The organism is Sorangium sp. So ce406, assembly GCF_051474675.1.
Taxonomy (GTDB): Bacteria; Myxococcota_A; Polyangia; order Polyangiales; family Polyangiaceae; genus Sorangium; species Sorangium cellulosum_G.
On sequence record NZ_CP150340.1, the window covers coordinates 5,439,899 to 5,464,899 of the forward strand.

16 protein-coding genes are annotated in these 25,001 nt (G+C 71.7%); 8 read left to right on the forward strand and 8 right to left on the reverse strand.

The features are described from left to right. The first annotated feature begins 91 nt into the window (after positions 1-91). Genes mxcG through WME96_RS20025 form a run of 4 tightly spaced genes read left to right on the forward strand, consistent with a single transcriptional unit; the run spans position 92 to position 9,271 of the window. The gene (gene mxcG / locus WME96_RS20010) at positions 92-4,516 is read left to right on the forward strand and encodes a myxochelin non-ribosomal peptide synthetase MxcG (RefSeq protein WP_437291691.1); all 4,425 of its coding nucleotides are present in this window, start codon (positions 92-94) and stop codon (positions 4,514-4,516) included. Between the two features lie 44 nt (positions 4,517-4,560). After that, complete coding sequence (locus WME96_RS20015) at positions 4,561-5,883, forward strand: aspartate aminotransferase family protein (RefSeq protein WP_437291692.1); 1,323 nt, start codon at positions 4,561-4,563, stop codon at positions 5,881-5,883. A 10-nt stretch (positions 5,884-5,893) separates the two neighbouring features. Then, complete coding sequence (locus tag WME96_RS20020) at positions 5,894-7,141, forward strand: MFS transporter (RefSeq protein WP_437291693.1); 1,248 nt, start codon at positions 5,894-5,896, stop codon at positions 7,139-7,141. 51 nt (positions 7,142-7,192) lie between these two features. Next, positions 7,193-9,271 (forward strand): SUMF1/EgtB/PvdO family nonheme iron enzyme, encoded by a 2,079-nt coding sequence (locus WME96_RS20025; RefSeq protein WP_437291694.1) that lies wholly within the window; start codon positions 7,193-7,195, stop codon positions 9,269-9,271. Positions 9,272-9,317: 46 nt separating this feature from the next. On the opposite strand, the gene WME96_RS20030 is transcribed toward WME96_RS20025, so the two are convergent. The 4 genes from WME96_RS20030 to WME96_RS20045 all read right to left on the reverse strand — a co-directional run bounded on the left by WME96_RS20030 (position 9,318) and on the right by WME96_RS20045 (position 14,425). Continuing rightward, a complete protein-coding gene (locus tag WME96_RS20030; protein ID WP_437291695.1) occupies positions 9,318-10,412 on the reverse strand; it encodes a hypothetical protein in 1,095 nt (364 codons plus the stop codon). Between the two features lie 180 nt (positions 10,413-10,592). Continuing rightward, a complete protein-coding gene (locus WME96_RS20035) occupies positions 10,593-11,873 on the reverse strand; it encodes a sigma 54-interacting transcriptional regulator (RefSeq protein ID WP_437291696.1) in 1,281 nt (426 codons plus the stop codon). Between the two features lie 186 nt (positions 11,874-12,059). Next, a complete protein-coding gene (locus WME96_RS20040; RefSeq protein ID WP_437291697.1) occupies positions 12,060-13,088 on the reverse strand; it encodes a hypothetical protein in 1,029 nt (342 codons plus the stop codon). A gap of 221 nt (positions 13,089-13,309) precedes the next feature. Further along, positions 13,310-14,425, reverse strand: a complete 1,116-nt coding sequence (locus WME96_RS20045) for a hypothetical protein (RefSeq protein WP_437291698.1) — start codon at positions 14,423-14,425, stop codon at positions 13,310-13,312. 1,008 nt (positions 14,426-15,433) lie between these two features. Between WME96_RS20045 and WME96_RS20050 the strand changes: the two genes are divergently transcribed. The 4 genes from WME96_RS20050 to hflC all read left to right on the forward strand — a co-directional run bounded on the left by WME96_RS20050 (position 15,434) and on the right by hflC (position 20,427). Continuing rightward, positions 15,434-16,639, forward strand: a complete 1,206-nt coding sequence (locus WME96_RS20050) for a sterol desaturase family protein (RefSeq protein WP_437291699.1) — start codon at positions 15,434-15,436, stop codon at positions 16,637-16,639. Positions 16,640-16,832: 193 nt separating this feature from the next. Next, positions 16,833-18,512: an MFS transporter gene (locus tag WME96_RS20055; protein ID WP_437291700.1), complete on the forward strand. Its 1,680-nt coding sequence runs from the start codon at positions 16,833-16,835 to the stop codon at positions 18,510-18,512. Then, on the forward strand, positions 18,509-19,477 hold the full coding sequence (gene hflK, locus WME96_RS20060; protein WP_437291701.1) for an FtsH protease activity modulator HflK: 969 nt from the start codon (positions 18,509-18,511) through the stop codon (positions 19,475-19,477). Before WME96_RS20055 ends, hflK begins: the two co-directional genes overlap by 4 nt. Further along, the gene (gene hflC / locus WME96_RS20065) at positions 19,477-20,427 is read left to right on the forward strand and encodes a protease modulator HflC (RefSeq protein WP_437291702.1); all 951 of its coding nucleotides are present in this window, start codon (positions 19,477-19,479) and stop codon (positions 20,425-20,427) included. The genes hflK and hflC overlap by 1 nt, the downstream gene beginning before the upstream one ends. Here the strand turns inward: hflC and WME96_RS20070 are convergent, their stop codons facing one another. From WME96_RS20070 to WME96_RS20085, 4 genes are all read right to left on the reverse strand, one after another. After that, positions 20,428-21,222 (reverse strand): SDR family NAD(P)-dependent oxidoreductase, encoded by a 795-nt coding sequence (locus WME96_RS20070; protein WP_437291703.1) that lies wholly within the window; start codon positions 21,220-21,222, stop codon positions 20,428-20,430. Between the two features lie 87 nt (positions 21,223-21,309). Beyond that, positions 21,310-22,131: a glycoside hydrolase family 16 protein gene (locus WME96_RS20075; protein ID WP_437291704.1), complete on the reverse strand. Its 822-nt coding sequence runs from the start codon at positions 22,129-22,131 to the stop codon at positions 21,310-21,312. A 135-nt stretch (positions 22,132-22,266) separates the two neighbouring features. Next, complete coding sequence (locus WME96_RS20080) at positions 22,267-23,640, reverse strand: OmpP1/FadL family transporter (RefSeq protein ID WP_437291705.1); 1,374 nt, start codon at positions 23,638-23,640, stop codon at positions 22,267-22,269. Next, positions 23,640-24,956: an OmpP1/FadL family transporter gene (locus tag WME96_RS20085; RefSeq protein WP_437291706.1), complete on the reverse strand. Its 1,317-nt coding sequence runs from the start codon at positions 24,954-24,956 to the stop codon at positions 23,640-23,642. The genes WME96_RS20080 and WME96_RS20085 overlap by 1 nt, the downstream gene beginning before the upstream one ends. Positions 24,957-25,001 lie beyond the last annotated feature (45 nt).

Sequence of the window (25,001 nt, forward strand, 5' to 3'; positions counted from 1 at the left end):
GCGCCGTGTTCGCGCGCCCCTGAGCGCCTCTTGCGGTCGCCCCAGCGAGGCTGTCCCCGCCGAGCGCGGATTCATCAGGAGGCTTGTCGCAATGGTTGCTCGTCAGGATGATCGCTGGCCCCTGTCGGCCGCGCAGCACGGTATCTGGCTGGGCCAGCAGCTCGCGCCGGCGAGCCCGGTGTACAACGCGGGCGAGTGCATCGAGATCCCGGGGCGCCTCGAGCTCCCTGTCTTCCAGGCCGCGGTGCGTCAGGCCGTCTCCGAGGCCGAGGCGCTGCACATGCGCTTCACGAGCGAGGCGGACGGCCCGCGACAGCGACTCGACCCCTCCCCTGACTGGCAATTCCACCACATCGACGTCAGCGCGGCGCCGGACCCGTGGTCCGCGGCCCTCGCCTGGATGCGCGAGGACCTCGGCAGACCCGCCGACCTCGCCCGTGGGCCGCTCTTCACCGAGGCGCTGTTCACGGCCGGCGCCGACAGGTCCTTCTGGTACCAGCGCGCCCACCACATCGCGCTGGACGGCTTCGGCTTCTCGCTCGTCGCGCGGAGGGTCGCGGAGGTCTACACCGCCCGGATCGAGGGCCGAGCGAGCGCCGCCGGCGCCTTCGGCTCGCTGCGCCAGGTCATCGAGGAAGATCTCGCCTACCGCGCCTCCCCGGAGCTCGAGCGCGATCGCGCGTTCTGGTCACGGCGCTTCGCCGATCGGCCCGAGCCGGTGAGCCTGAGCGACAGGCCGTCGCTCATGTCGCCCGACTCCCTGCGGCAGACGGCCTTCCTCGCGCCGTCCAGCGTCGAGCGGATGCAGGCGGCGGCGCGCGGCGCGAAGGCGACCTGGCCCGACGTCGTCGTGGCCGCGACCGCGGCGTACCTGCACCGCCTCACGGGCGCGCCGGAGGTCGTCCTCGGCCTGCCGGTGATGGGGCGCCTCGGCTCGGTCTCGCTCCGCATCCCGGCCATGGTGATGAACATCGTGCCCCTGCGCGTGCCGGTCCGCCCGGGCGCGAGCCTGTCCGATCTCGCCCGGCAGGTCGCGGAGGAGCTGCGGACCCTCCGGCCCCACCTGCGCTACCGCTACGAGCAGCTCCGCCGGGATCTCCGCCTGATCGGCGGCGATCGGCGGCTGTTCGGCCCCGTGGTCAACATCATGCCGTTCGACTACGACCTGCGCTTCGCCGGGCAGCGCGCCGTCGCCCACAACATCTCCGCCGGCCCGGTCGAGGACCTGTCGATCGGCGTGTACGCCAGGTCCGACGGGCGCGGGCCGCGGCTCGACCTCGACGCCAACCCGGCCTGCTACAGCGCCGACGAGCTCGCGGCGCACCAGCGGCGCTTCCTCGGGTTCCTGGAGGCGCTCGCCGCCGCCCCCGAGCAGGCGATCGATCGCGCCGAGCTCGATCTCCCTCGAGCGCTTCATCGAGCCACCGCCCGGCGCGCCGAGGCCCAGCGCGCCGAGGCGCGACGCCCGGGCGCGGTGCTCGACGGGGGGCCGCTGCCCGCGCCGGCGCGCTGCGTGGTCGCGCAGATCGTCGAGCGCGCGCGCGAGCAGCCGGACGCGATCGCCCTGGAGCACGGCCCCGAGCGCGTGAGCTACGGCGCGCTCGAGGGCGCCGCCCGGCAGCTCGCGGCCCGGCTCGCGGCGCTCGGCGCGGGGCCGGACGCGCTCGTCGCGGTGCTCCTGCCGCGCGGCGTGCAGGCCGTCACCGCGATCCTCGGCGCGCTCTTCGCCGGCGCCGGCTACCTCCCGCTGGATCCGGGCGGGCCGAGCTCGAGGACCGCGGCGATCCTCGACGACGCCAGGCCGGCGCTCGTGGTCACGACGTCCGAGCACGCCGGGCTCCTGGCGGGCGATCACGCGACGCGCGTCGTGCTCCTCGAGGAGGTGACCTCCGACGCCCCGGCGGCGGCGCCGGTCCCGACGGCGGACGAGCACCTGGCCTATGTGATCTACACGTCCGGATCCACCGGCCGCCCGAACGGCGTCATGATCGACCGCGGCGCGCTGGCCCACTTCGTGGCGGCCGCGACGCACCGGTACGGCGTGCGGCGCGGTGACCGGGTGATGCAGTTCGCGCCGCTCCACTTCGACGCGAGCGTCGAGGAGATCTTCGTGACCCTGTGCGCGGGCGCCGCCCTGGTGCTGCGCACCGAGGAGATGCTCCAGTCCGTACCGCGGCTGCTCGACGCGTGCGCCGAGCGCGGGATCACCGTCCTCGACCTGCCGACGGCGTTCTGGCACGAGCTCGCCTACAGCGTCTCGACCGGCGCGGTGTCCCTCCCGCCCGGGGTGCGCACGGTCATCATCGGCGGCGAGGCCGCCCTGCCGGAGCGCGTCGCGCGCTGGCGCCGCGCGGTCGGCCCGCGCGCGCGGCTGCTCAACACGTACGGCCCCACCGAGGCGACCGTCGTCGCGGCCGCCGCCACGCTGAGCGGCGACGGCGCGGCGGGCGACGACGACGAGGTGCCGATCGGGACGCCGCTGCCCGGCGTGCGCGCGGCCATCCTCGACGCGCAGGGGCGGCCCTCGCCGGTGGGCGACGTGGGCGAGCTGCACCTGATCGGCCCCGGGCTCGCGCGGGGATACCTGGGGCGCCCGGAGCTCACCGCCGCGCGCTTCGTCGTCCTCGACCAGCTCGAGGGGCGCCCGCGCGCCTACCGCACCGGAGACCTCGTCCGCCAGCGCGACGACGGGCAGATGCTCTTCGTCGGCCGCGTCGACGACGAGCTCAAGATCAGCGGCCACCGCGTCGACCCGCTAGAGATCGAGGCCGCGCTCCTCCGCCACCCGTCCGTGCGCGAGGCGGCCGTCGTCGGGCACACGCCGGCGGACGGCGGAAAGCGCCTGTCCGCGTTCGTCGTCGCGGACGCCCCTGCCCCGACCGCGGCCGATCTGCGCCGGCACGCGCAGTCGCTGCTCCCCGCGGCCGCGATCCCGTCGGCCTTCGTGCTCACGGAGCGGCTGCCGCGGACGAGCTCGGGGAAGATCGACCGCAAGGCGCTGCGCGAGGCGGGCGACTTGCGCGAGACGCTGACCGACGCGGCCGTCGAGCCGCGCTCGGCCGCCACGTCGGCGCTCGAGCAGCGGGTGCTGCGCGTCTGGGAGCAGGTGCTCGGCGTGCGCGGCCTGTCGGCGGACGACGATTTCTTCGAGCGCGGCGGCCAGTCGCTGCAGACGATCCAGGTCGCCAACCGGCTCAGCGTCGACCTCGGGCGGGAGATCCCCGTCGCCATGGTGTTCCGCCACCCGACCGTCTCGGCGCTCGCGCGCGCGCTGGAGCAGGCGCAGGGCCCGGCGCAGGCGAGCGGCGGGCACCCCGTCGCCATGCTGGCCGACGCCGAGCTCCCCGACGACGTCGTGCCGCTGTCGCTCGCGTCGGCCGGTCCGCGCCGCCGCCCGCGGCAGGTCGTGCTCACCGGCGCCAGCGGGTTCGTCGGCGCGCACCTGCTGCACGAGCTCCTGACGCGGACGGAGGCGCAGGTGGTCTGCCTGGTGCGCGCCGAGAGCGCGGCGCACGCCGACGAGCGGCTCCGGCGCGCGCTGCTGAGCCAGCGGCTGCCCCTCGCCGGGTTCGACGCGCGGGTGCTCCCCGTGCCCGCGGACCTGGCGCAGCCTCGCCTCGGCCTGAGCGCCGAGCGGTTCAACCAGCTCGCCGCGGAGTCCGACGCCATCTACCACAACGCCGCGGTGGTCAGCGTGGTGCGCGACTACCGGAGCCTGCGCGCGGCCAACGTGCTCGGGACGCGCGAGGTGCTCCGGCTGGCCGCGGCGGCGCGCCCGAAGCCGCTGCACCACGTCTCGACGCTGGCCGTGGCCCCGCCCGTCGCCGCGAGCCCGGAGGTCCCCGAGGCGTTCGTGCCGCCGCACCCCGGCCTGCGCGACGGCTACCAGCAGAGCAAGTGGGCCGCCGAGCGCCTGGTGCAGCAGGCGGGCGAGCGCGGTCTCCCGGTCGCCGTGTACCGGCTCGGCCGCGTCGTCGGCGCGCCCGGCACGGGCCTCGTCAACGAGCAGGACCTCGTCTTCCGGCTGCTGCGGGCCGGCATCCCGGCCGGCCTCCTGCCCGATCTCGACGTGAGGGAGGTGTGGACGCCGGTCGACTACGTGGCGCGCGCGATCGTGCGGCTCTCGCTCGGCGATCGGGCGCCGCTCGCCGTGTACAACGTCGCGCCCGCGCCCGAGGTCCGGCTGACGGAGCTCTTCGACTGGGCGCGCGACTACGGCTACGCGGTCGAGCGGTGCCCTGTCCCGGCGTGGCGCGCGCGGCTGAAGGACGGCGCCGACGCCGCGGACAGCGCCACGCTGGCCTTCTTCGATCTGCAGCCGGGCGCCGAGGGCGAGGCGCCCTTCGGCCTCGGGCGCGTGCGCTGCGACAACGTGGCGCGCGGCCTCGCCGGCAGCGGCGTCGAGTGCCCGCCGATCGATCGCGCCCTGCTCCACCGCTACCTCGATCGCTGCGTCGAGCAGGGCCTGCTGCCGCCCCCTTCGAACCGGGGGCAGGCCGGGCCGCGCGCCCGGTGACCGCGGATCACGAACACGACCCCTGACCCAGGAGAACGACGACGATGGACACACAGACGCTCGACGCCGCCGACCGCAACTCCGGAGGCGAGCTGCCGCGAAGGGCGGCCGCGAACCTGCGGCTCGACCGCTCGAACGAGCTCCTCGAGGAGGCGCGCCGGCTCATCCCGGGCGTCACCCAGTCGCTCATGAAGCGGCCCGAGATGTTCGCGCCCGGCTCTTTCCCCGTGTACCTCGAGGGCGGCGAGGGCGCGCTGGTGCGCGACGTCGATGGCAACCAGTACATCGACTACATCTGCGGCCTCGGGGCCAACACGCTGGGGCACAACCACCCCGCGGTCGTCGACGCCATCCGCCGGCGGCTCGACCGGGGCATCCTGCACTCGCTGCCGACCGAGGTCGAGATCAGCGCCACGCGCGATCTCGTCGCGCTGATCCCGGGCGCGGAGATGGCGCGGTTCTTCAAGACCGGCGCCGACGCGACGTCCGCCGCCGTCCGGCTCGCGCGCCACGTGACCGGCAAGGAGAAGGTCGTCGCCATCGGCTACAACGGCTGGCACGACCACTTCATGTTCGACACCCCCGGCGTCCCGGCGGCGCTGCGCGAGTACACGCTCCGCATGCCGCTCATGGCCGAGGCCGACGAGCAGCCGCTGCTCGATCTGATCGCGAGCAGGGGGAACGAGATCGCCCTGGTGCTGCTCTCGCTGCCCTACAAGCGGTGCGTCTCGGCGGAGTTCCTGCGCAAGGTGCGCGAGGCGTGCCGCGCGAGCGGCGTGCTCTTCGTCCTCGACGAGGTGGTCACCGGCTTCCGGCTCGCGCGCGGCGGAGCCCAGGAGTACTACCGGATCGAGGCTGATTTCGTGTGCCTCTCCAAGGGCATCGCCGCGGGCATGCCGCTGTCGGCGATCGCCGGGCCACGCGCGGTGATGAGCCGGCTGTCGGAGCTGCAGGTGTCGACGACGTTCGGCGGCGAGATGCTCTCGCTCGAGGTGTGCCGGGCAGCGCTGCGCGAGTACCGCGAGACCGACACCATCGCGCGGCTCGCCTCGCTCGGCAGGCGGCTGAAGGCGGGCATCAACGAGCGCGCCGAGGAGGCCGGCTCCCCGCTGCGCGTTGTCGGGTACGACGCGATCCCGTTCTTCCTCTTCGCCGAGGACCTGGCGGTCCACACGAAGCGCATGGAGCACTTCGTCGGCGCGATGGCGAGGCGCGGCGTGCTGCTCCGCCGGGACGTCAACTTCATCAGCGGCGCGCACACCGAGGCGCAGATCGATCACACGATCGACGCGGCGCGCGACGCGCTGCTGGAGCTGGCGAGCCGCGGCGTCGTCGAGCGCGGCGCGGGCGCGAAGGCCCAGAGCTGAGCCCGCGGCCGTGCTGAACGCTCGCTCCGAACGGCGCCTCCTGTTCCTCATCGCGGCCGTCCAGTTCGTCAACCTGCTCGACTTCATGGTGGTCATGCCGCTCGGGCCGGACTTCGCTGTCGCCCTCGGCATCCCGATGTCCGACATCGGCCTGATCGGCGGCAGCTACACCGCGGCGGCGGCGGTCTCGGGGGTCGCCGGCGCGTTCTTCCTCGACCGCTTCGACCGGCGCCGCGCGCTCGCGATCGCGATGCTCGGCCTCGTCCTCGGCACGGCCGCGGGCGGCCTCGCCACCGGGCTGCCGAGCCTCCTCGCGGCGCGCGTGCTCGCCGGCGCCTTCGGGGGGCCCGCGACCTCGATCGCGTTCTCCATCGTCGCGGACGCGATCCCGCCGGAGCGGCGCGGCAAGGCGATGGGCGTCGTGATGGGCGCCTACTCGCTCGCCGCGGTGCTCGGGGTGCCTGCGGGCCTGGAGCTCGCGCGCCGCGGCGGCTTCCAGCTCCCGTTCTTCGCCGTCGCGGCGCTCGGGCTGACCGTCGCGGGGCTCGCGCTCCTGCTCCTCCCCTCGATGCGCGGGCACCTCGCCGGGGCGCGGGCGCCAGGGACCGCCCTGCGCGAGCTCCGGGCGCTCGTCGCCCGCCCGCTCGTGCTGCTCTCGTACTCGGCCACGGCGGCCATGACGATGGCGTCGTTCCTCGTCATCCCGAACATCTCGGCCTACGTGCAGCACAACCTCGGCTATCCGCGCGAGCGGCTCGGCCTGCTCTACCTCGTGGGCGGCGCGCTCACCTTCGTCGTGATGCGCACCGCGGGCGCGCTGATCGATCGCGTCGGCGCGTTCCGCACGAGCACGGCCGGGGCGGCGGTGCTCGTGACCGTCCTCTACGCCGGGTTCCACTCGTACGTGCCGGGCCTCCCCGTGCTCGTCGTCTTCGTCGCGTTCATGACGGGGACGGCGATCCGCAACATCTCCTACAGCGCGCTCGCGTCGAAGGTGCCGCTCCCCGCCGAGCGGGCGCGCTTCGGATCCATGCAGTCGGCCCTGGAGCACCTCTCGTCGGCGCTCGCCGCGTTCCTGTCGGCCCGGCTGCTGCACGAGCTCCCCGACCAGCGCCTCGACGGCATGCACGCCGTGGCGGCGCTGGCGATCGCCTTCACGCTGGCGTCGTCGTCGCTGCTCTTCTTGATCGAGCGCCGCGCGGCGCTCGCCCCGTCGAGCGGCGCCGGCGCCGCGCGCGTGGCGCACGGCCGGGGCTAGCACGCGAGGCCTCGGGCGCTGGCACGGCGGTGGTACCATCGCCCGGTCGTCGTGGAGCTCCGACCTGACGCCGTCATCGCGGACAAGCTGCACCTTCTGAGGCCCCTCGGGCAGGGCGGGATGGGGGTCGTGTGGGCGGCGCGGCACCTCGCCCTCGACACCGACGTCGCGGTGAAGTTCATCCGGCCCGAGCGGGCGGCCGCGAATCCAGCGCTCGTCGCGCGTTTCCAGAGGGAGGCGAGGGCCACGGCGCGGATCGCGCACCCGCACGTGGTGCAGGTCATGGACTACGGCGCCGTCGACGGCGCCGTGCCGTACCTCGTGATGGAGCTCCTGCGCGGGTTCTCGCTCGCGGAGCTCCTCGAGCGCGGCGGCCGCCTCAGCTTCGCCACCGCGAGGTCGCTCTTGCAGCAGGTCGGCAGCGCGCTCGAGAGCGCCCACGAGCACGGCATCGTGCACCGCGACATCAAGCCCCACAACGTCTTCATCACGGAGGGGGGCAAGGGCTACCCGCTCTTCGTCAAGGTGCTCGACTTCGGCGTCGCGAAGCTGGCGGGCGACGCGGCGGCGCCGTCGGCGAACCCGGCGCTCACCGAGACCGGGGTGGTGATCGGATCGGCGCCCTACATGAGCCCCGAGCAGCTCGAGGGGAGCAAGGACGTCGATCTCCGCTCCGATCTCTGGTCGCTGGGCGTCGTCGTCTACGAGACGTTGACCGGCGCGCAGCCGTTCCAGGGCAGCTCGTTCGTCGCCGTGGGCGCGGCGGTCCTGAAGGGGAAGTTCCGCCCCGCCACCGAGCAGAGGCCGGGCCTGCCGCCGTCGATCGACGACTGGTTCGCCAAGGCGCTCTCCGTCGATCCGAGCTGCCGATTCCAGTCGGCGCGCGAGATGGTCGAGGCCTTCCTCGCCCTGGAGGCGCCGATCGTGGAGGTCGACGCGCTCGCTGGCCGCCATCACCCTGTAGCGTTCGCCACGACTGTGGCCGCGCCGGTCGATCTCCGGGGCGCGCCGCACGGCGCGGGCGAGCCCGCGAGAGGGCCTGCGATCTCGGGCGCAGACGAGCTCGCGAGCGAGCCTGCGGCCTCGGGCTCGGACGAGCTCGCGAGAGGGCCTGCGATCTCGGGCGCAGACGAGCTCGCGACCTCGGGCGCCCCTGCGACAGCGAGTTCCGTCGCCGACGCCGCGGCCGGCCACACGGCGCTTCACGCGCCCGTCGCGGAGCGGCCCGCGGCGCGGGGCCCCTCGGGCGCGCGCGCCCTCCGCCTCCGTCGCGCCGTGCCGCTCGCCGCCGCCTGTGCGGCGGGCGCGGGGGTGTACCTCTTCCTGCGCCCGCCGCCGGCCGCGTCGGGCGGATGCCCGGCCGGCATGGTCCTCATCGACGACGCCGAGTTCCAGATGGGCTCCGACGCCGACGCGGAGACGCCGAGCGACGAGACGCCGCGGCACGGCGTGACCGTGAAGGCGTTCTGCCTCGACGTCACCGAGGTCACGGTGAAGGCCTACTCGGACTGCGAGGCCTGCGGGCGCCCGCTGCGAACCGTCGAGTCGGAGGGGCTCACGCCGAACGGCCGCACCTTCTGGAGCCAGTTCTGCAACGGCCCCGCGGCGCCGGACCACCCCATCAACTGCGTCGACTGGTACCAGGCGAAGGCGTACTGCGCCGCCTCCGGCAAGCGGCTGCCCACCGAGGCGGAGTGGGAGCTCGCGGCGCGCGGCAAGGACGCCTGGACCTACCCCTGGGGCCACGCGCCCCCCTCGGGCGAGCGCCTCAACGCCTGCGGGGCGGAGTGCAGCCAGATGCTGACGGAGCGGCTCGAGAAGGTCGGTAAGGGGCCGTGGCCTCGCATGTACGGCGACGACGACGCGGCCCCGGCGACAGCCCCCGTCGGGCGATCGCCGGCGGGGAGATCGCCTGCCGGCGCCCTGGACCTGGCCGGCAACGTCTGGGAGTGGACCGAGAGCCACTATTGCCCCTACGACAGGGACGACTGCGACGACTCCCGCCGCGTGCTCCGCGGCGGCGGGTGGGACACGGTCGAGGGCCAGTACGTGCGCTCCGCCCACCGCCGCCCGAGCGCCTCCACGGCGCGCGGCTGGAGCATCGGCTTCCGCTGCGCCAAGGCCCCTTAGCTCTGCGGGTCAGAGATCCTGCAGGACATCTGCGGCAGGCTGCACCCTACCGCCCCCTTGTCTCGACACGAGAACCCAGAATCTCTTCCGGTGTTTCATCGACGATATGCGAACAGGTCCTCGTCGCGATTGTCGTCCCATAGACTCCCGCTTCCATGGCCAGAATAGATTCCGGACGATAGTAGGCCCACGGATGCCGGCTGTTGTAGTCCGATGGAACGTCCGAGCCGCGCCCGTCCGACCTCCTGGCCAATCGAACAAACGACGTCAAGTCAAGCTGAGCTATAAGCTTGTCGATCGGATCGACCGTATCGAGACCCAAAAATGGGGCACCGACACGGGTGTCCAAGTTCAACCCAGGGTTCCTCGGAACGATCGCATCGATCGCGTCCCGATCCAGCACCCAATCGTATCTATATTCCGTTCCACCTTGCCCGGCGGCGCATTGCGCAAAAGACACCGGACGCGCGATCGGACATACTCCCAGCACAGCCTCGGCCGATAGGCCTGCAAGCGTGACCGCCCCGTGCAGCTCAACATTCCCATCCCGGTCCACGCGGAAGCCTTTGATCCGGTTCGCCCGGAAAAATGCTCGACCGCCTTCGGTCTGAACGGCTGTCATGCCCGTCATCCAGTTCGGCTCGGACTGGTCGCTGTACACACGCTCCCGGCTGTCGAAGGTGTAGACAAAGGTGGACGAACATTCAAGGGGAGACACTCCAAGCAATCGATCGCGCCGAAAATAAAAGGCCTGACCATCGTCACAGCGCACACAATCGAACGTCTCGCCGGGAAATCTGGCCATCAACTCGCTCGGCGACTCTGCGACCAGGTAATCTCGATCGCTCGAAGTGTGCACCCTCGTTGCACCGCCAACAGTCGTGATGAGCTCAATCGCGCTGAGGCGAATGTACCCACACACACGCATCGAGCTCTTCAAGAATGGAACTTCCACGAGCGGCTCATCCCCTTGGATGACGCTTGACAAGGACTCGATCTGGCGACTTTCCAGGTAACGTCGTCCATGAAGCTCATTGAGGAGGGTCCCCTTCTCCTCCTGCAATAAAAATTCGATGGCGCCAGACCGAATATGAAGAGGCGGACGGTTGCCCGATGAAAATGGCAGCGTGATGAAGGTCATCTGTGGTCCTCTTGAAAATTCCAGGGGCCAGGCATCATTGGGAACATGGCGTCCGCAACGTCAATCCTGCTGGTTCCCGCACCTGCCGTTCGAGGCTGCGCAACCGGAAACGTCGGAATTTGCGTTGAACTCTCTCTCCGGCTCCCTCGCAGGGCTCCTGGTGGGTGGAACCAGGCGCGATCACTCCCCTCCCTGTGTGCGCTTTCGGAACCGCAGCAGCTTGCCGCGCGAGACGCCGAGCCGCTCCGCGGCCGACGTCAGGTTGCCCCCGGCGGCCGCAAGGGCGGACTCGACGCGCTCCTGCGTGAGCGCTGTCTTCTGGTCGTCCGGCGCCTTCCCCAGCACCTCCTCGAGCGCCCACAGCCGCAGCCCGGGCTCGTGATCGAGGCGGCGCACCGCCGCGAGGGCCGCGTCGAGCCCGCGCACGTTGCTCGGCCAGGGATCGAGCAGCAGCCGCTCCACGGCCTCGACCTCGACCGCCTCGGCCGGGAGCGCGACGCCCGCGCGCCGCGCGAGCTCGCACGCCACGCTGAAGAGGTCCTCGCGCCGCTCGCGGAGCGCCGGCACGTGGATGCGCGCCATCGCGAGCCGCGCGAACAGGTCGCGCCGGAACGCCCCGCGCGCCACCATGTCCTCGAGGTCCCGGTGGGTCGCGGCGACGACAAGCACGTTCACATGGACCGGCCGCTGCGCCCCGACCGGCAGCACCTCGCGGTTCTCCAGCAGCCGCAGGAGCTTCGCCTGGAGATCGAGGTCGAGGTCGCCGATCTCGTCGAGGAACAGCGTCCCGCCGTCGTGGGCCACGACGATCCCGGGCGCGGCGCTGCGCGCGTCCGAGAAGGCGCCCGCCACGTGACCGAACATCTGGGACTCGAAGACGCCGCGGGCGACGCCGGCCACGTTCACCGCCGCGAACGGCGCCGCGCGCCCGAGCGCCGCCGCCGCGGCGCGCGCGACGAGCTCCTTGCCCACGCCGGTCTCCCCCTCGATGAGCACGTTGCCGGGGCGGCTCCGCGGCAGGCCTGCGAGCGGCTGCGCGACGGCGCGCAGCCCGTACGGGCCGACGAGCCCGCCCACGGGCGGCGCCGGATCGAGGGGGCCGTGGAGCTCCTCGCGGAAGACGAAGAGGATGCGCCCGAGCCTCAGCACCGCGCCGTCGTCGAGCGGCGTGAGGTCGCGCGGCGCGAGCCTCGATCCGTTCACCCACGTGCCGTTGCGCGACCCGACGTCCGCGACGCGCAGCGCGCCGCCGGCGCGATCGATCCGCAGGTGCCTGCCGGACACCTCCTCGTCGGCGAGGCCGCGCTCGGCGAGCCACGCGCGGCCGATGACGCTCCCGGAGTCGGGCAGCGCGAACGCCATGGGCCGCGGGAAGGCGCACACCAGCGCCGGCCGCCGCCGCCCGGCCTCGGGCCGCACCGGGCTCCGGTGCTCGCTGGTGCTCGGCACGTCCTTCGCCATGCTTCTCGCAGGGTGCCATGCGCCTCCGGAGCGTGGAAGCGCCGCGCCGAGGGCGGTGAAGTGCCGCGCCGAGGGCGGTGAAGCACCGCGCCCAGGGCGGCGAAGCACCGCGCCCAGGGCGGCGGCGCCGTCGTTCGCGCGGAGCGGTGCCGTCGGTCGCCTGGAGAGGAGCGCAGCGTCAGCGCCTCAGAGAGGCCGCCCGTCGAGCCCGCACATCGGGTCGCCCGGGTTCGTGCACGCGGGCCCCGAGGGCCTGACCTGCGGCTGCGGGCCCGGCGCCGCGGGCCCCGGCGCCGCAGGCCGGGCGAGCGCCTCCCGCAGGCGGGTGAGCGCGCCCTCGTACGCGCGGAGCGCGCCCTCGTCGGTGCCCGCCGCCCTCGCGCGCGCCGCCGCGATCCGGGCCGCCGCCGCGGCCTCGGTCCGCCGCCCCTCGGCGGCCCAGGCGGCGAGGTCGGCGTGCCGCTGATCGAGCGCCGCGAGCCTCTCGAGCGCGTCGAGCCGCGCCTCCAGCGCGTCGAGCGCGTCCCCGAACGCCCGCAGCCTGTCGTGGTCCAGCGCCCGCGGATCGAGGGCATTCCGCGCCGCCTCCGCGGTCGCGCGCGCCTCCTCGGCGTCGCGGGCGAGGGGCCGGCCGCGCAGCGCCGCGTGGCGCCGGTCGAGGGCCGCGAGCGCGGCCGCCCTCGCGCTCTCGCGCTCCTCTGCCAGCGCCGCCTGTGCGTCGCGGAGCTGCCGGGCTTCCCGCTCCAGGCCTGCCACGTGCTGCGCGACCCCGTACGCGGCCGCCGCGCCGCCGCACAGCGCGAGGCCGAGCGCGGCGGCGAGCGCGTGCACCAGGCCGCGGCGACGGCCCTCGGCGCGCGCGCGGACGACGGCCAGCTCGTGCGCGCGCGCCGCGTTGTCGGCCTCGAGGCGCGCCTTCGCCTCGGCCTCGATGCGCGCGACCTCGAGCGCCGCCCGCGCCCGCGCTCCCGCGCGCGCCTCCGCTTCGGCCTGCTCCCGCTCGCGCCGCGCCCGCGCCTCTTCCTCGGCGGCGGCCCGCGCCGCCTCCGCCGCGCGCCGCCGCGCCTCCGCCTCGCGCTGCTCGCGGGCCTGCTGCTCGCGCGCCCTCGCGCGCTGGAGGTGCTCCTGCCGCACGCGTTCCTCCTCGAGCTTCGCGAGCTCCGCGAGCGAGAACGTCACGGAGGTGTCGGGGGTATTTCGGGTCATCATCGACATCGGGGCTCCTCTCCGAGCGCCGCCCGTTGCACCCCGTGTGCCGACGATATCCGATGTAAATTCGATAATTTACGGTCGCAATTCAGCCCGGATCCGCGATCGCGATCGCGCCGGGCGGCGCCGGGCGCGATCGCGATCGCGCGGCGGGCCCGGGTCGATCGCGGGACCCGCTCGTGGAGCCCCGTGCCCCGGCGTCGGGGCACACGCACGTCACGGGGCGCTCACGGCCCGGGCGGCGGCAGCGCGGCGTCGGCGGGCGCGACGCCGGCGGCGACCACGGGGTAGCGCTGGCCGTCGCGCGTGCCGGCCGCCTGCGTGACGAACAGCAGCGAGAACCCGGGGTGGGCGGTCACCCACGGCGCGCGCGGCGCGAGCGTGGACGACGCGCCGAACACCGGCGCCGCGGCGCGCTGGAGCGGGCCGTCGTGACCGAAGCGGGCGGCCATGCCGATCGCGGAGCGCCCCGCCCGGTCGCGGCCCGCATAGTAGACGCGCAGGATCGGACGGCCGGCGGCCGACATGGCGAGCAGCGGGGCGGGATCGAGGACGGCGGCGCCGTCGAACGGCGCGTCGTCGGCCTCGGGCGCGCCGTCGTCGGGCAGCGACGCCGGGGCGAGCGCGGGGCCGCTGCCCACGCGCTCCCAGGCGAGGCCGTCGTCGCTGCGCGCTTCCCCGATCGAGGACGCGCCCGCGTCGCCGGCGACCTCGTAGAACATGCGGAACGATCCGTCGGGCAGGCGGACCACGCCGGGGCTCGCCGGGACCGCGCCGCGCTCCCAGCCCTCTCCGGACGCGAGCGGCGCGAGCACCGGCGCCGGCTCGCGCGCGAAGGCGATGCCGTCGGCGCTGCGCGCGAGGCCGATGCCGCCGGCCGCCGCGTAGTAGAGCCAGATCTCGCCGTCCACGAGGAGCGCCGAGGGCGCGGCCACGGCGCCGCCCTCCCAGGCGAGCTCCGACGCGAAGACCGTCGTGGAGCGCCGCGCGAACGAGCGGCCGTTCTCGGCGTCGTGGCGGACGATGGCGTTTGGCGGGGCCAGCGGCTCCGGCGGGGCGTCGTCGGGGGCGCCCTCGGCGCGGAGGGTGGCGGCGAAGAAGCCCGCGGCCGCGGCCGTGGACGGGTCGCCGTCGAGATCGACGACCGAGGCGTCGCGCACGAGGCGCTCGTCGTCGTTCATCACGTGCGGGGCCACCCTGGAGCTGCCCAGCTCCGCCTGAACGATCTCCCGGAACGGGCCTGCGCCGGCGTTCGGCAGGCTGCCCTCGTCGCCTCCCTCGGAGGGGAGCGTCGCGCAGGAGGCGAGCGGCCACAAGGCCGCGCACAGGGCGAGCGGTCGCACGAGGCGCAGCGGCACGCGCGGACCGGGCCGCCCTGGCGCCCGAGGGCGTGCATCTCGACGTTCACGGAACGGCATGTGGGTTGATCCTACAGTCTCCGGTGCGGCGGAGGTCTGGCCGCGCTGCCCCGCCCCCGGCGAGGGGGCTCGTGGCGCGGGGTCGGGACGGGGCCCCACCGGACCCGATGAGCCCGCTCTGCTCCCGAGGTGAGACACCTGTCGGGCTCGGACATCGGTCCTTTCCCTACCCCGACCCCGCGCCACGAGCCCCCTCGCCAGGGCCCCACACGGCGCCGTTGAGCCCCGTACCGACATCGGCATCACGCTTGCTAAGCGCTCACAAACTCACTCGAAAACGCGCCCGCCGAAATCACATGAGGCGTCGCATCTTTCACGGGTTCATCCCCTCGGATTTACAAATCTTAACGAGCCATAAATCGTCACGTTACTTTCGGAAGCTATGAGACGGCCGCCGCACGCCCGCCTCGCGCCCCGCCAGGATCCCGCAGGCGAGGTGCGGTAGACCGAAGCAGGCATCGGGGCAGACATCGGCGTGCACCGAGTACGCCTGTCGGATTCATGCGTGGCAGTTGCCGACGGTGTGCCAGCACACTATCAGCTTGACAACGCAGCACAGCAACGCGAGATTTCGACGCGACGCGCCCCTCGTCACCAGCGACGGATCGGCGGGTCCGCATCGTTCTCCCTTCCCGAGCTGACATCGCAGCAGGCGTACGGGGGAGACATCGTCGCGGGCGCCGGTACGGATGCGGCAGCTTCGAACTATGGGGGACGAGCCGCGGGAACAGCATCGCTCCAAGAGGGTGGACGAGGAGCAACAAGCACGGTCGAGCTGGTTTCGAGCTCGTTTCCCGGCGTGTTCCAGCCAGATGCCAGAGTGAACCGATCAATCAAAACGAGCTGTGCCCTTGACAGAGGAGTCCACAGCAAGAATGCTCTCCCGGCCTGAAAGGGTCGCAGTCTCCGATTCAAGGACGAATGGATCTTCTCATGAAGATAACAATCTTGAACCAGGCCAACGACGAGACCGACAGCCTTCGATGGCTGAAGCGGCTGAAGCACTGGCTATGGGACAAAGACATACACCTTGAGAGGACCGGGCCGCAGCTCATCATCCTCGGCGTCCTGTCCGCCGCGGCGGTCGTCACGGAGCTCGCCTACCACCACAACGCGGCTGCGCTCCTCGAGACCCTGCGCGCGAAGAGCATGGTGGTCTTCTACAACGTGCGAGAGGTCGCGCTCTCCGACGTGGAGGCGCCGATCGCCGCCTGGATCATCGCCGCCGCCGTGGTGCGCATCGTGTTCGGGGCCATCGTCGGGATCGCCGACATCGCGTTCTACCGGAAGATCACGGGCAAGCCGTTCGACTGGGAGGCGATGATCAACGTCTCCGTGGTCAACGTCGTGTTCCTCCTGACCACGCTGCTCACCTTCACCAATCCATCGGTCGACAGGCTGCTGGAGCACTACGCGAGCATGCTGAGCGCCGTCCCCACGATCGTGGATCTGAACGGCCCGCTCGCGCTCATCGTCGCATGCTACCTCGCCGACTTCTGTTATTACTGGTCACACCGGTGGAGCCACAAGATCCGCTTCTTCTGGAACCTCGGCCACGTTAACCACCACCGCTCGCGCAACCTGTCGCAGCTCACGCAGGCGGTCGACCCCCAGTCGTACCTCCTGGACGTGGCCGGGGGCAAGGTGTTCGTCCTGCTGCTGCTGCCCGTGCTGACGAAGCTCTTCTCGCTCGATTTCCGCGACGGCGGCTGGGCCCTCGTCGTGCTGGTGCTGATCGACGCCTGGACCAACCCGTCCCACTCCGTGGTCCTGTCCTACGCCGAGATCAAGTCCCCGTTCCTGAGGATGTTCCGATCGGTGCTCGTCACGCCCGGGGTGCACTTCACGCACCACTCGAGGGAGGACGACCACAACATCACGGACGGCTGCAACTTCGGCGCGCGGTTCACCCTCTGGGACAGGGTGTTCGGAACCTATGTCGAGCCGCCGCAGTACATCCCTGAGACCGGGCTCTACGGCGACGACTCGGACTATTGCCGCACCCCGCTGCGGTTCATCTTTTACCCCTACCTCAGGATGTTCAAGGAGCTTCAGCAGAACCACCCGCGGCACTGGCCGGCGATCGTGTTCGGCTCGACATCCTATCACCCGCCGGTGCCCGTGAAGTCCAAGTACTGATCGGACCGCCGGGCCCCTCGCACGCCGGCGCCTGTGCTCGTCAGGGGTGACGGTCGGCCGGCAGAGAGCAGGGCCTCAGCGTCCCGGATGCGAGGTCGAGCGACCCGCGCGCAAGGTCCGGCCTGACGCTCACCCGGGTCGCCCTGCAGCACCTGCGCGTCGGTTCGCGATGAAGCTTTCGCAAGGAGCCTCCATGTTGCAGCTCAAGGATCGCAAGAGCGGCATTCTCATCCTGTGCATCGGTTTCTTCGTCTTTGGCCTCCTGAGCACGGTCATCGGCGTCACGATACCGAACATAAAGCAGGAGTTCGACATATCGAACGAGCAGGCCGGCCTGATCTTCGTCTACTGGTCGGTCGGCACGTTGCTCGGGTCCTACATCGGAGGGAGGGTCTACCACGCCGCGAGGACGAAGACGCTGTTCACGGCGACCGCGGTCACGTCGATCGTCTGCCTCGTCCTGCTCTACGGCGAGCAGGACCTGCTCCGCTACAAGCTGTACATCTTCCTCGTATCGCTGTCGGGGAGCGTCTTCTTCACCGCGGGGCACGCGACCGCCGCCCACGTGAGCATCAGCAACAGGGCGTCGACCCTGAGCTTCATGGATTTCGCCGTCAGCCTGGGCAACCTGTCGACGCCGTTCCTGGTGAACTACCTCGTCTCGTCGGACGGCTGGGTGAGGAACGACTGGCGCCTCGTCTTCGTGATCGCCACGGCGCTCCTCGTCGTCGTCGTCGGGCTGTCGCTCACCACGAACCTCGACGCGCTGGACGCGGTGAGGAGCACCGCCGCCGGCAGGAGCGACCATCTCTCGGCGCTGGCCCACCCGATGGTCCTCGTGCTCATGATGGCGAGCCTGTTCCTGCACGCCACCGAGTGGGGCCACAGCGTATGGTTCGTCACGTATGCCCATGAGGTCGTGGGGCTCTCCCCCGAGCAGGCACGAGAGACCTTCAGTCTGTTCCTGATCGGCATGGCCTCGTCGCGCCTCCTGGCGAGCTGGCTCACGTGGCTCTTCCGGCCGATGACCCTGATGGCGGCGCTCATCGCGATCGCGACCGTCGCCGCCGTGTCGATATCCGACTACCAGGACTACTACGCCCTGCGCGTCCTGAACTTCATGTTCGGCTTCGGCATCGGGGCGCTGTTCCCGCTGCTCCTCGGGCTGTCGATGGATCGTGCGCCCGCTCAGGCCCAGCTCCTGTCGAGCGCCGGCCTGATGGCGGGCACCCTGGGCGCGAAGGGCGCGTCGTACACCATCGGCCTCTTCGCGGACCAATCATCGCTCGGCGAGTCGTACAGGTACGTGTCATGGACGACGATCGCGCTGCTCGGCAGCGTGCTGACGTTCCTGTCGTTTTACTCGAAGTTCCCGAAGCTCAAGGCCACCGCGGCGGCGCTCGTCCCGGCGGGCGGCGACGCGCCCCTCGGCGTCGCGCAGGGCCAGCCCGCGGCACCGCAGGGCGAGGGTGGAGGCGCGCCGGTCCAGTTCGAGTTCGATTTCCGTCCGCCGACGCACGCCGCATCGGGCCCCCTCGTCAGGCTCAGGGGAGCGCTCGGTTACCTCCTCGGGAACGAGCCCTCGCGCCCGGAAGCGCCCGATCGAGGCGACCCGCGCTATCGCCTGCTGGATGTGGAGCTGAAGAGAGACTTCGAGGAGCTGTTCAGGGACAGGCGACGACTCACGCGGGAAGAGGCGCTCCGGTTCCTGAACGACGCGTGGAGCAGGTACCCCACGATGAAGGAGCTCTACCCGAGCCCCGCGGAGATGGTGAACGCAGGATGGCAGGACATGGCCCCGAAGACGACGCAATTTCCCGAGACCAGGACGCTCAACGCACACCATTCCAGACCGGGGGTTCTTCGCTCGTGAAAGACGAATCCACAAACAGGAACGTTCTTGCCATCAACATCCTGGTCGTCGCGCTCATCGTCGGCGGCATCGCGATCCAGAGCCTGTTCTACTCCGTCCAGCCCGAGGAGCAGGCCGTGATCACCCGCCTCGGCACGGTCATCGGCCAGACCGGGCCTGGGCTCCACTTCAAGGTGCCCTTCGGCATCGACAGGGTGCAGAAGGTCCCCACCGAGCGCGTCCTCAAGCAGGAGTTCGGGTTCCGCACCGCGGTCGGCAAGGAAGGCGGCCCGAGCAGCTACGTCACCGAGGGGTACGAGGAGGAGCGCCAGATGCTCACGGGGGATCTCAACATGATCGAGGTCTCCTGGGTGGTGCAATACAACATCCAGGGCCCCGTGAAGTACCTCTACCAGATCGAGGATCCGGAGCGCGTCCTGCGGGAGGTCTCCGAGTCGGTGATGCGGCGCATCGTCGGCAACCGCATGAGCAGCGAGGTGCTCACCACCGCGCGCGTCGACATCTCGGACGAGGCGCAGGCCGAGATCCAGCAGGCGATGGACCGCTACGACGCCGGCATCCGCATCAAGCGGGTGGAGCTCCAGGACGTGCTGCCCCCCGAGCGGGTGCGCCCGGCGTTCAATGAGGTCAACGAGGCTCGCCAGGAGCGCGAGCGGATGAGCAACGAGGCGATGAAGCAGAAGAACCAGTCGATCCCCAGGGCCCGCGGCGAGGCGAAGCGCATCGTCGCGGAGGCCGAGGCGTACGCCGTCGAGCGCATCAACCGCGCCAAGGGCGAGGTGGCGCGGTTCGACGCCATCCTCAAGGAGTACCGCCTCGCGCCGGAGGTGACCCGCAAGCGGCTCTACCTGGAGGCCATCCAGGAGGTCGCGCCCAAGGCGGGCAAGATCATCGTCGTGCAGGAAGGATACGCCAAGCCGCAGTCCTTCTATCACATGAACGATCAGTCGGGAGGCACCCAGTGATGAGCTCGAAAGTCGCAGGCCTCGGCGCCTTGATCGCCCTCCTCTTGATCACCGTCTACTCCGCGGCCTTCACGGTGGGGGAAGCCGAGCAGGCCTTCATCATCCAGTTCGGGCAGCTCAAGGGCGAGGCGATCACAACGCCCGGCCTCCACTGGAAGTGGCCGTTCGTGCAGGAGCTCCGCCGCCTGGACAGGCGCCTCCTGACCTGGGAGGGCGACGTCGAGCAGATCCCGACCCTCGGCCGCGAGTTCATCCTGATGGACGCCACGGTTCACTATCGCATCGCCAACCCGCGCCTGTTCCTGGAGAGCGTGCGCGACGAGCGCGGCGCCCAGAGCCGCATCGACGACATCCTCAACGCCGTCGTGCGCGACAAGGTCTCCGGCGCGAAGCTCGAGGAGATCATCCGCTCCTCCGACTGGCAGGTCCACTCCCAGCCGATGGAGGATGGGATCGTCACCGAGCGCGACGCGACCGTGGATCTCGCGCCCCGCAGGGGTCGCCAGGAGCTGGAGCGGGAGATCCTCGAGGCCGCCCAGGCGCATGTGCCCAGCTACGGCATCGAGCTGCAGGACGTCCACATCAAGCGCGTCAACTACATCGACAGCGTCCGCCAGCAGGTGGAGAGCCGGATCATCGCCGAGCGCCAGAGCATCGCCGAGAGGTTCCGCTCCGAGGGCCGCGGCCGCAGCGAGGAGATCCTCGGTGAGATGCAGAAGGAGCTCCAGGCCATCCGCTCCGAAGCCGTGCGAAAGGCCGAGGAGATCCGCGGCGCAGCCGACGCCCAGGTCACTCAGATCTACGGCCGGGCTTACGGCCAGGACGCCGAGTTCTACGGCTTTCTCAAGACCCTGGAGGCTTATCGGCAGACCGTGGGCGCCAACACCTCTCTGATGTTCAGCGCCGACTCCGACTTCTACCGTTACCTGGAGTCGGTCCGAGGGAAATAGTCACCGGGCCGTGAAGCCCCCGTCGACGAGGAGGGTGGTCCCGGTGATGAGCGAGGCGGCGGGCGACGCGAGGAAGACCACCGCGCCCGCCACGTCGACGGGCTCGCCGACGCGTCCCAGGGGGATCCTCGACAGGAGATCGTCTCGAAAGGCCTCGTCCTTCAGCCATTTGACGGTGCCCGGCGTCCGGATGAACGTCGGGGCGACCGCGTTGACGTTGATGCCGTACCTGGCCCACTCGACCGCGAGGCATCTGGTCAGGTGCGCGATCCCCGCCTTGGTCATGCAGTAGACCGACTCGGTCGGTAGACCGACGAACCCCGCCTGCGAGCTCAGGTTCACGATCTTGCCGCTGCGGTTCTCGATCATCGTCCGCCCGACCTCCTGGCTCACGAAGAACGTGCCCTTGAGGTTGACCGAGACGGTGAGATCGAAATCCTCTTCGGTCACGTCTTCGGCGGGGTTCGGCGGGCCGATCCCGGCGTTGTTGACCAGGACGTCGATGCGGCCGAAATGGCGGATCGCTTCGGCCACCGCGCTCTTGATCTCCGACGTGCGCGTCACATCCATTTGCAGCGGGAGCGCGCGCCGGCCGAGGGCGCGGATGGCCTCGGCGAGCTCCCCGGCCGAGCCGGCGTCGCGCAGGCCGAGCGCGACGTCGGCGCCGGCGTGCGCGAGGGCGAGCGCACACGCGTTCCCGAGGCCTCGGGCGGCCCCGGTGACGAGCGCTATTTGCCCCTTCAGATCGAAGCGGGGGGCTCCGCCTGCTGATGAAGAAGCCTCATCCGTTCTCATAAGGTCGTCTCGCAAGAACTCGAGCTCGCGTCAAGCGCTCGGCGACGGGGCGGCCGCGCCGGCGGTGGTGCCGATTGCCCGGCCCGCTCAGCGATAGCCGCCGATCGGCCGATAGGCGCGGAAATAGTCGACCACGAACCTCTTGGGGTACTGCGGGGTGCCTGGCGGGGCAGGCACGGTCTCCTGCGGCCGCTCGTAGATCCCCAGCATGAATTGCATGGGGTAGCTGGGCGACTGCTGGACGGCGCCGATCTTCTGGTTGTCGACGTAGAAATCGATGTGCGTCGGCGTCCACTCGGCCGCGTAGACGTGGAAGTCGGCGATGTCGATCGGGAGCTCGACCTCCCTGAAATCGTCCACGATGTCAGGATCGGCCCACGGGTGCACGCCGAAGCCGATCTTCGATGACGCCGGCGTCGCGTTCTTCCCGAAGACCTCGCAGATGCAGATCTCCGACGAGCGCTCCGGCGCGTCCTCGTAGCCGATCATCCACAGCGCCACATGGTTGCCGGGCACCCTGACGCCCCTGGCCCTGAGCTCGAAGTAGCCGTACGTCGGCGTGTACGTGGCGCGGCTGACCTGGGCCTCGCGCACGACGCTGGCGCGGTTGAACCGATGCTGCCCCTGGGTGCTCCCCAGCGGCCCGGAGAACACGCCCGTTTGCAGCGACGAGCACCGCACGTCGCCGTCGTACTCCGGACACCAGGGCCTCTGATCTGCGTCGATCCTCAGCTCGAGATGGCCCTGCTCGAGGCGGAAGTTGGCCGCCGCCTCGCGCGCGGAGCACCACTGCGGCAGATGACACGGAATCCATTTGCTCTCGTCCAGCGAAGCGCCGGAGAACTCGTCGTGGAACTCGAGCAGATAGCCGGGCTTTTCAATCGGATTGGCAGGGAAGTCCGCTTGCATGAAAACCATGAAAAGCAAAACACCCCGGATGTCAAGCCTGCAAGACCCCAGGTGGCCGTGAATGGGTATTCCGGCGAGGACCCATGAAGTATCCCGGCGCCGGCGACTCCCGCGCGATTCACCTCGTTCACGAGGTCAGAACGCGGCTGTCACCGTCGCGCCAAGGTTCACCATCGTCCCGCCCGCGCTGTAATCCCCCACGAAGTCGGCCGGGTTGTCCTTCTGCACCACCACCTCGGGCAGCACGGAGATCTGCCCGTGGAGGTCGATCCGCACCGACCCCGGCAGCTCCTCCAGCGGCCGGTTCAGGACGACGCCGGCGCCCAGCGACATCGTGTGCCGGTCCGCGTCGACGTAGTTCGTCACGCCCGTCTGCGGCGGGACCGGCGAGCGCTCGTAGACGTAGCCGGCGCGGAGCGGCACCTCGATCGCGCGGCGCTCGCCCTGCTGCCCGGCGACCTCGCGCAGGCTCCCCGCCGCGAGGGCGAGGACCTCGACGCCGATCCTCGGCACGAGCCGATCCGCGAACCGGAGCGGCACCACCGACGTGGGCCGCGGATCGTCGGGCAGATCGAGCGGCAGGTCCGGGGGCGGCGCGGCCTCGAGGTGCGCCCGCGTCCTCGCCACCGGGCTCTCGTACGCCGACCAGTCCACCCACGTGACGTCCACGTTCACGCGCAGGCCCTCGATCCGCTGGAAGCTCGCCCCCACGACGACCTGCCGCGGGAGGAACGCGTCGACGGTGCGCGACTCGAGCTCGTACAGGAGCGGCACCTCGATGCCCGCGAAGTCGACGACCCCTTGCAGCCGCGCGTCGATCGACAGCGGCAGCTTCGCCTCCCCGCGGTAGGCGATCCCGACGAACCCGAGGTCTCCGGCGCGCACCCGGGCGCCGAGCTGCGGGTAGCGGATCGACGTGAGATCCGCGTCGACCTCGTGGCGGAGCGCCGAGTCATAAGGCGACAGCGCGTCCGCGCGGCCGGTGACCGAGAAGCGGCCCTGCGTCGACGCGAGGAAGGCGACGCCGCCGCCGACCTCCAGGAACGGGAGCGGCCGCACCGCGACGTTCGCGGCCAGGAACAGGATCGAGAGCCGGTCGTCGTAGAGCTCCCACCGCGGCGTCTCCTGGCGGATCGCCTTGATCCGCGACAGCCCGTCGTCCGGCAGGAACATCGCCAGGCCGAACGCGAACGGCACGCCGAGCACCTCGCCCGGCGCGACAAGGCCGCCCGAGAGCCCGTGGACGTCGCGCACGCCGCTGTCGCGGCCGTTCGTGCGCAGGTGGTTCGACGCGTACGCGTAGCCGAGCGAGAGGCCGAGGCCCGTCGCGCCGCAGAGGCCCGCCGGGTTGTAGTAGCCCGCCGAGAAATCGGTCGCGTCCGCGACGAGCGCGCCGCCCATCGAGGCGCCCCGCGAGCCGAGCCCGTACGCGTCGGGCGCGTGCGCGCGCGCCGGGCCGGCGACGAGCAAGGCCGGCAGCACGCCCGCGGCGCAGGAGAGCCGGCGCATCAGAAGGCCACCCCGACGGCCGTCCCGCCCGCGACGAGCACGCCCCGCGCGCGCACGACGCCGTCCTCCCCGGCGCCCGCGCCCGGCTCGCCGCGCTTCTGGTGCGCGCGCGGCAGGAGGAGCTGGACCTGGGCGAACAGGTCGAGCGTCAGCCGCGGCAGCGGCGCGGCGAGCGCCAGCCCGTAGCCGAGCGAGAGCCCGAGGCGCGCGTTGTCATAGATGTTCGACGCGCCCGTCTGCTCGGGCGCGGGCGACGCCTCGAAGAAGGCGCCGGCGCGCGCGTGCGCCGTGGCCCCTGGCCGCAGCGCGACGCTGCGCTCGACGCCGACGCGCGGCACCACCGTGTCGGAGTACCCCGGATCCCCGGGCAAAGGCGCCGCGCAGGATCCGGTGAACGGCTCGCCCGTGTCGGGGTCGACGTCCGGGCAGCGCACCGTCGCCTCGACCGCGCCGGGGTAGTCCGACCACCGCTTGTACGTCGCGCCGATCGCGACCTTCCAGCCGCCCTTCACGCGCGCCACCTCGAGCGCGACCTCGGCCGGATCGTACTGCGCGATCCCCGCGATGTTCAGCGGCGGCACGGCGATCCCCCCGAGATCCTCGGCGTGGATCACGACGTTGAACCGCCCGACCAGCTCCCCCCGGAACGTCGCCCCGAGGCGGTAGTCGCCGAGGTCGTAGCTCGCGCCGACGATCGGCGCGTAGCTCGCGACGAGCGTGTCCTCGACGAGGGTGCCCACGCGGCCGGTGCTGTCGGTCGCCACGGTCACCGAGCCGGACAGCGCGGCCAGCGCGGCGAAGCCGCCCCCCACCCGGACGCCGCGCCCGATCGCGGCGCCGAGCGCCGCCTGCACGGCGACCGACTGGGTGCGGTCCGCGAGCGGAAACTGCGGCGTCTCCGGGTAGAGGATGCGCCCGCGGACCACCACGTCGAACGGCGCGAAGAAGCCGAGGCCGATCGTCACGCGGTCCGCGAGCGCGCCGCCGAACGGGATCGGCACCGTGGCGCCGATCAGGCTGCCGCGCAGCGGCGCGTACGGGAGCCGCCGGTCGCCCGCGCGCAGGTCGAAGATCGCGCCCTCCATCCCCAGCGTCAGCCGGCGCTCACGCGACAGCGACAGCAGCGCCGGGTTCGCGTGGACGGCCTCGTACCCCTCCGCGACCGCGGCGCCCGTCGCGCCCATGGCGCTCGCGCGGGCGCCGAAGCCGAGCACGTCCTCGGGCGACGCCAGGGCCGCGCCCGGCGGCGCGAGGGCGAGCCCTGCCGCGAGGAGAGGCGCGATAGCGCGCCACATCCAGCGGATCGGGCGAAGCATGCGCGGCCGACCGTAGACTGGGCCGCCCTGGCGCGCTAGTCGGTA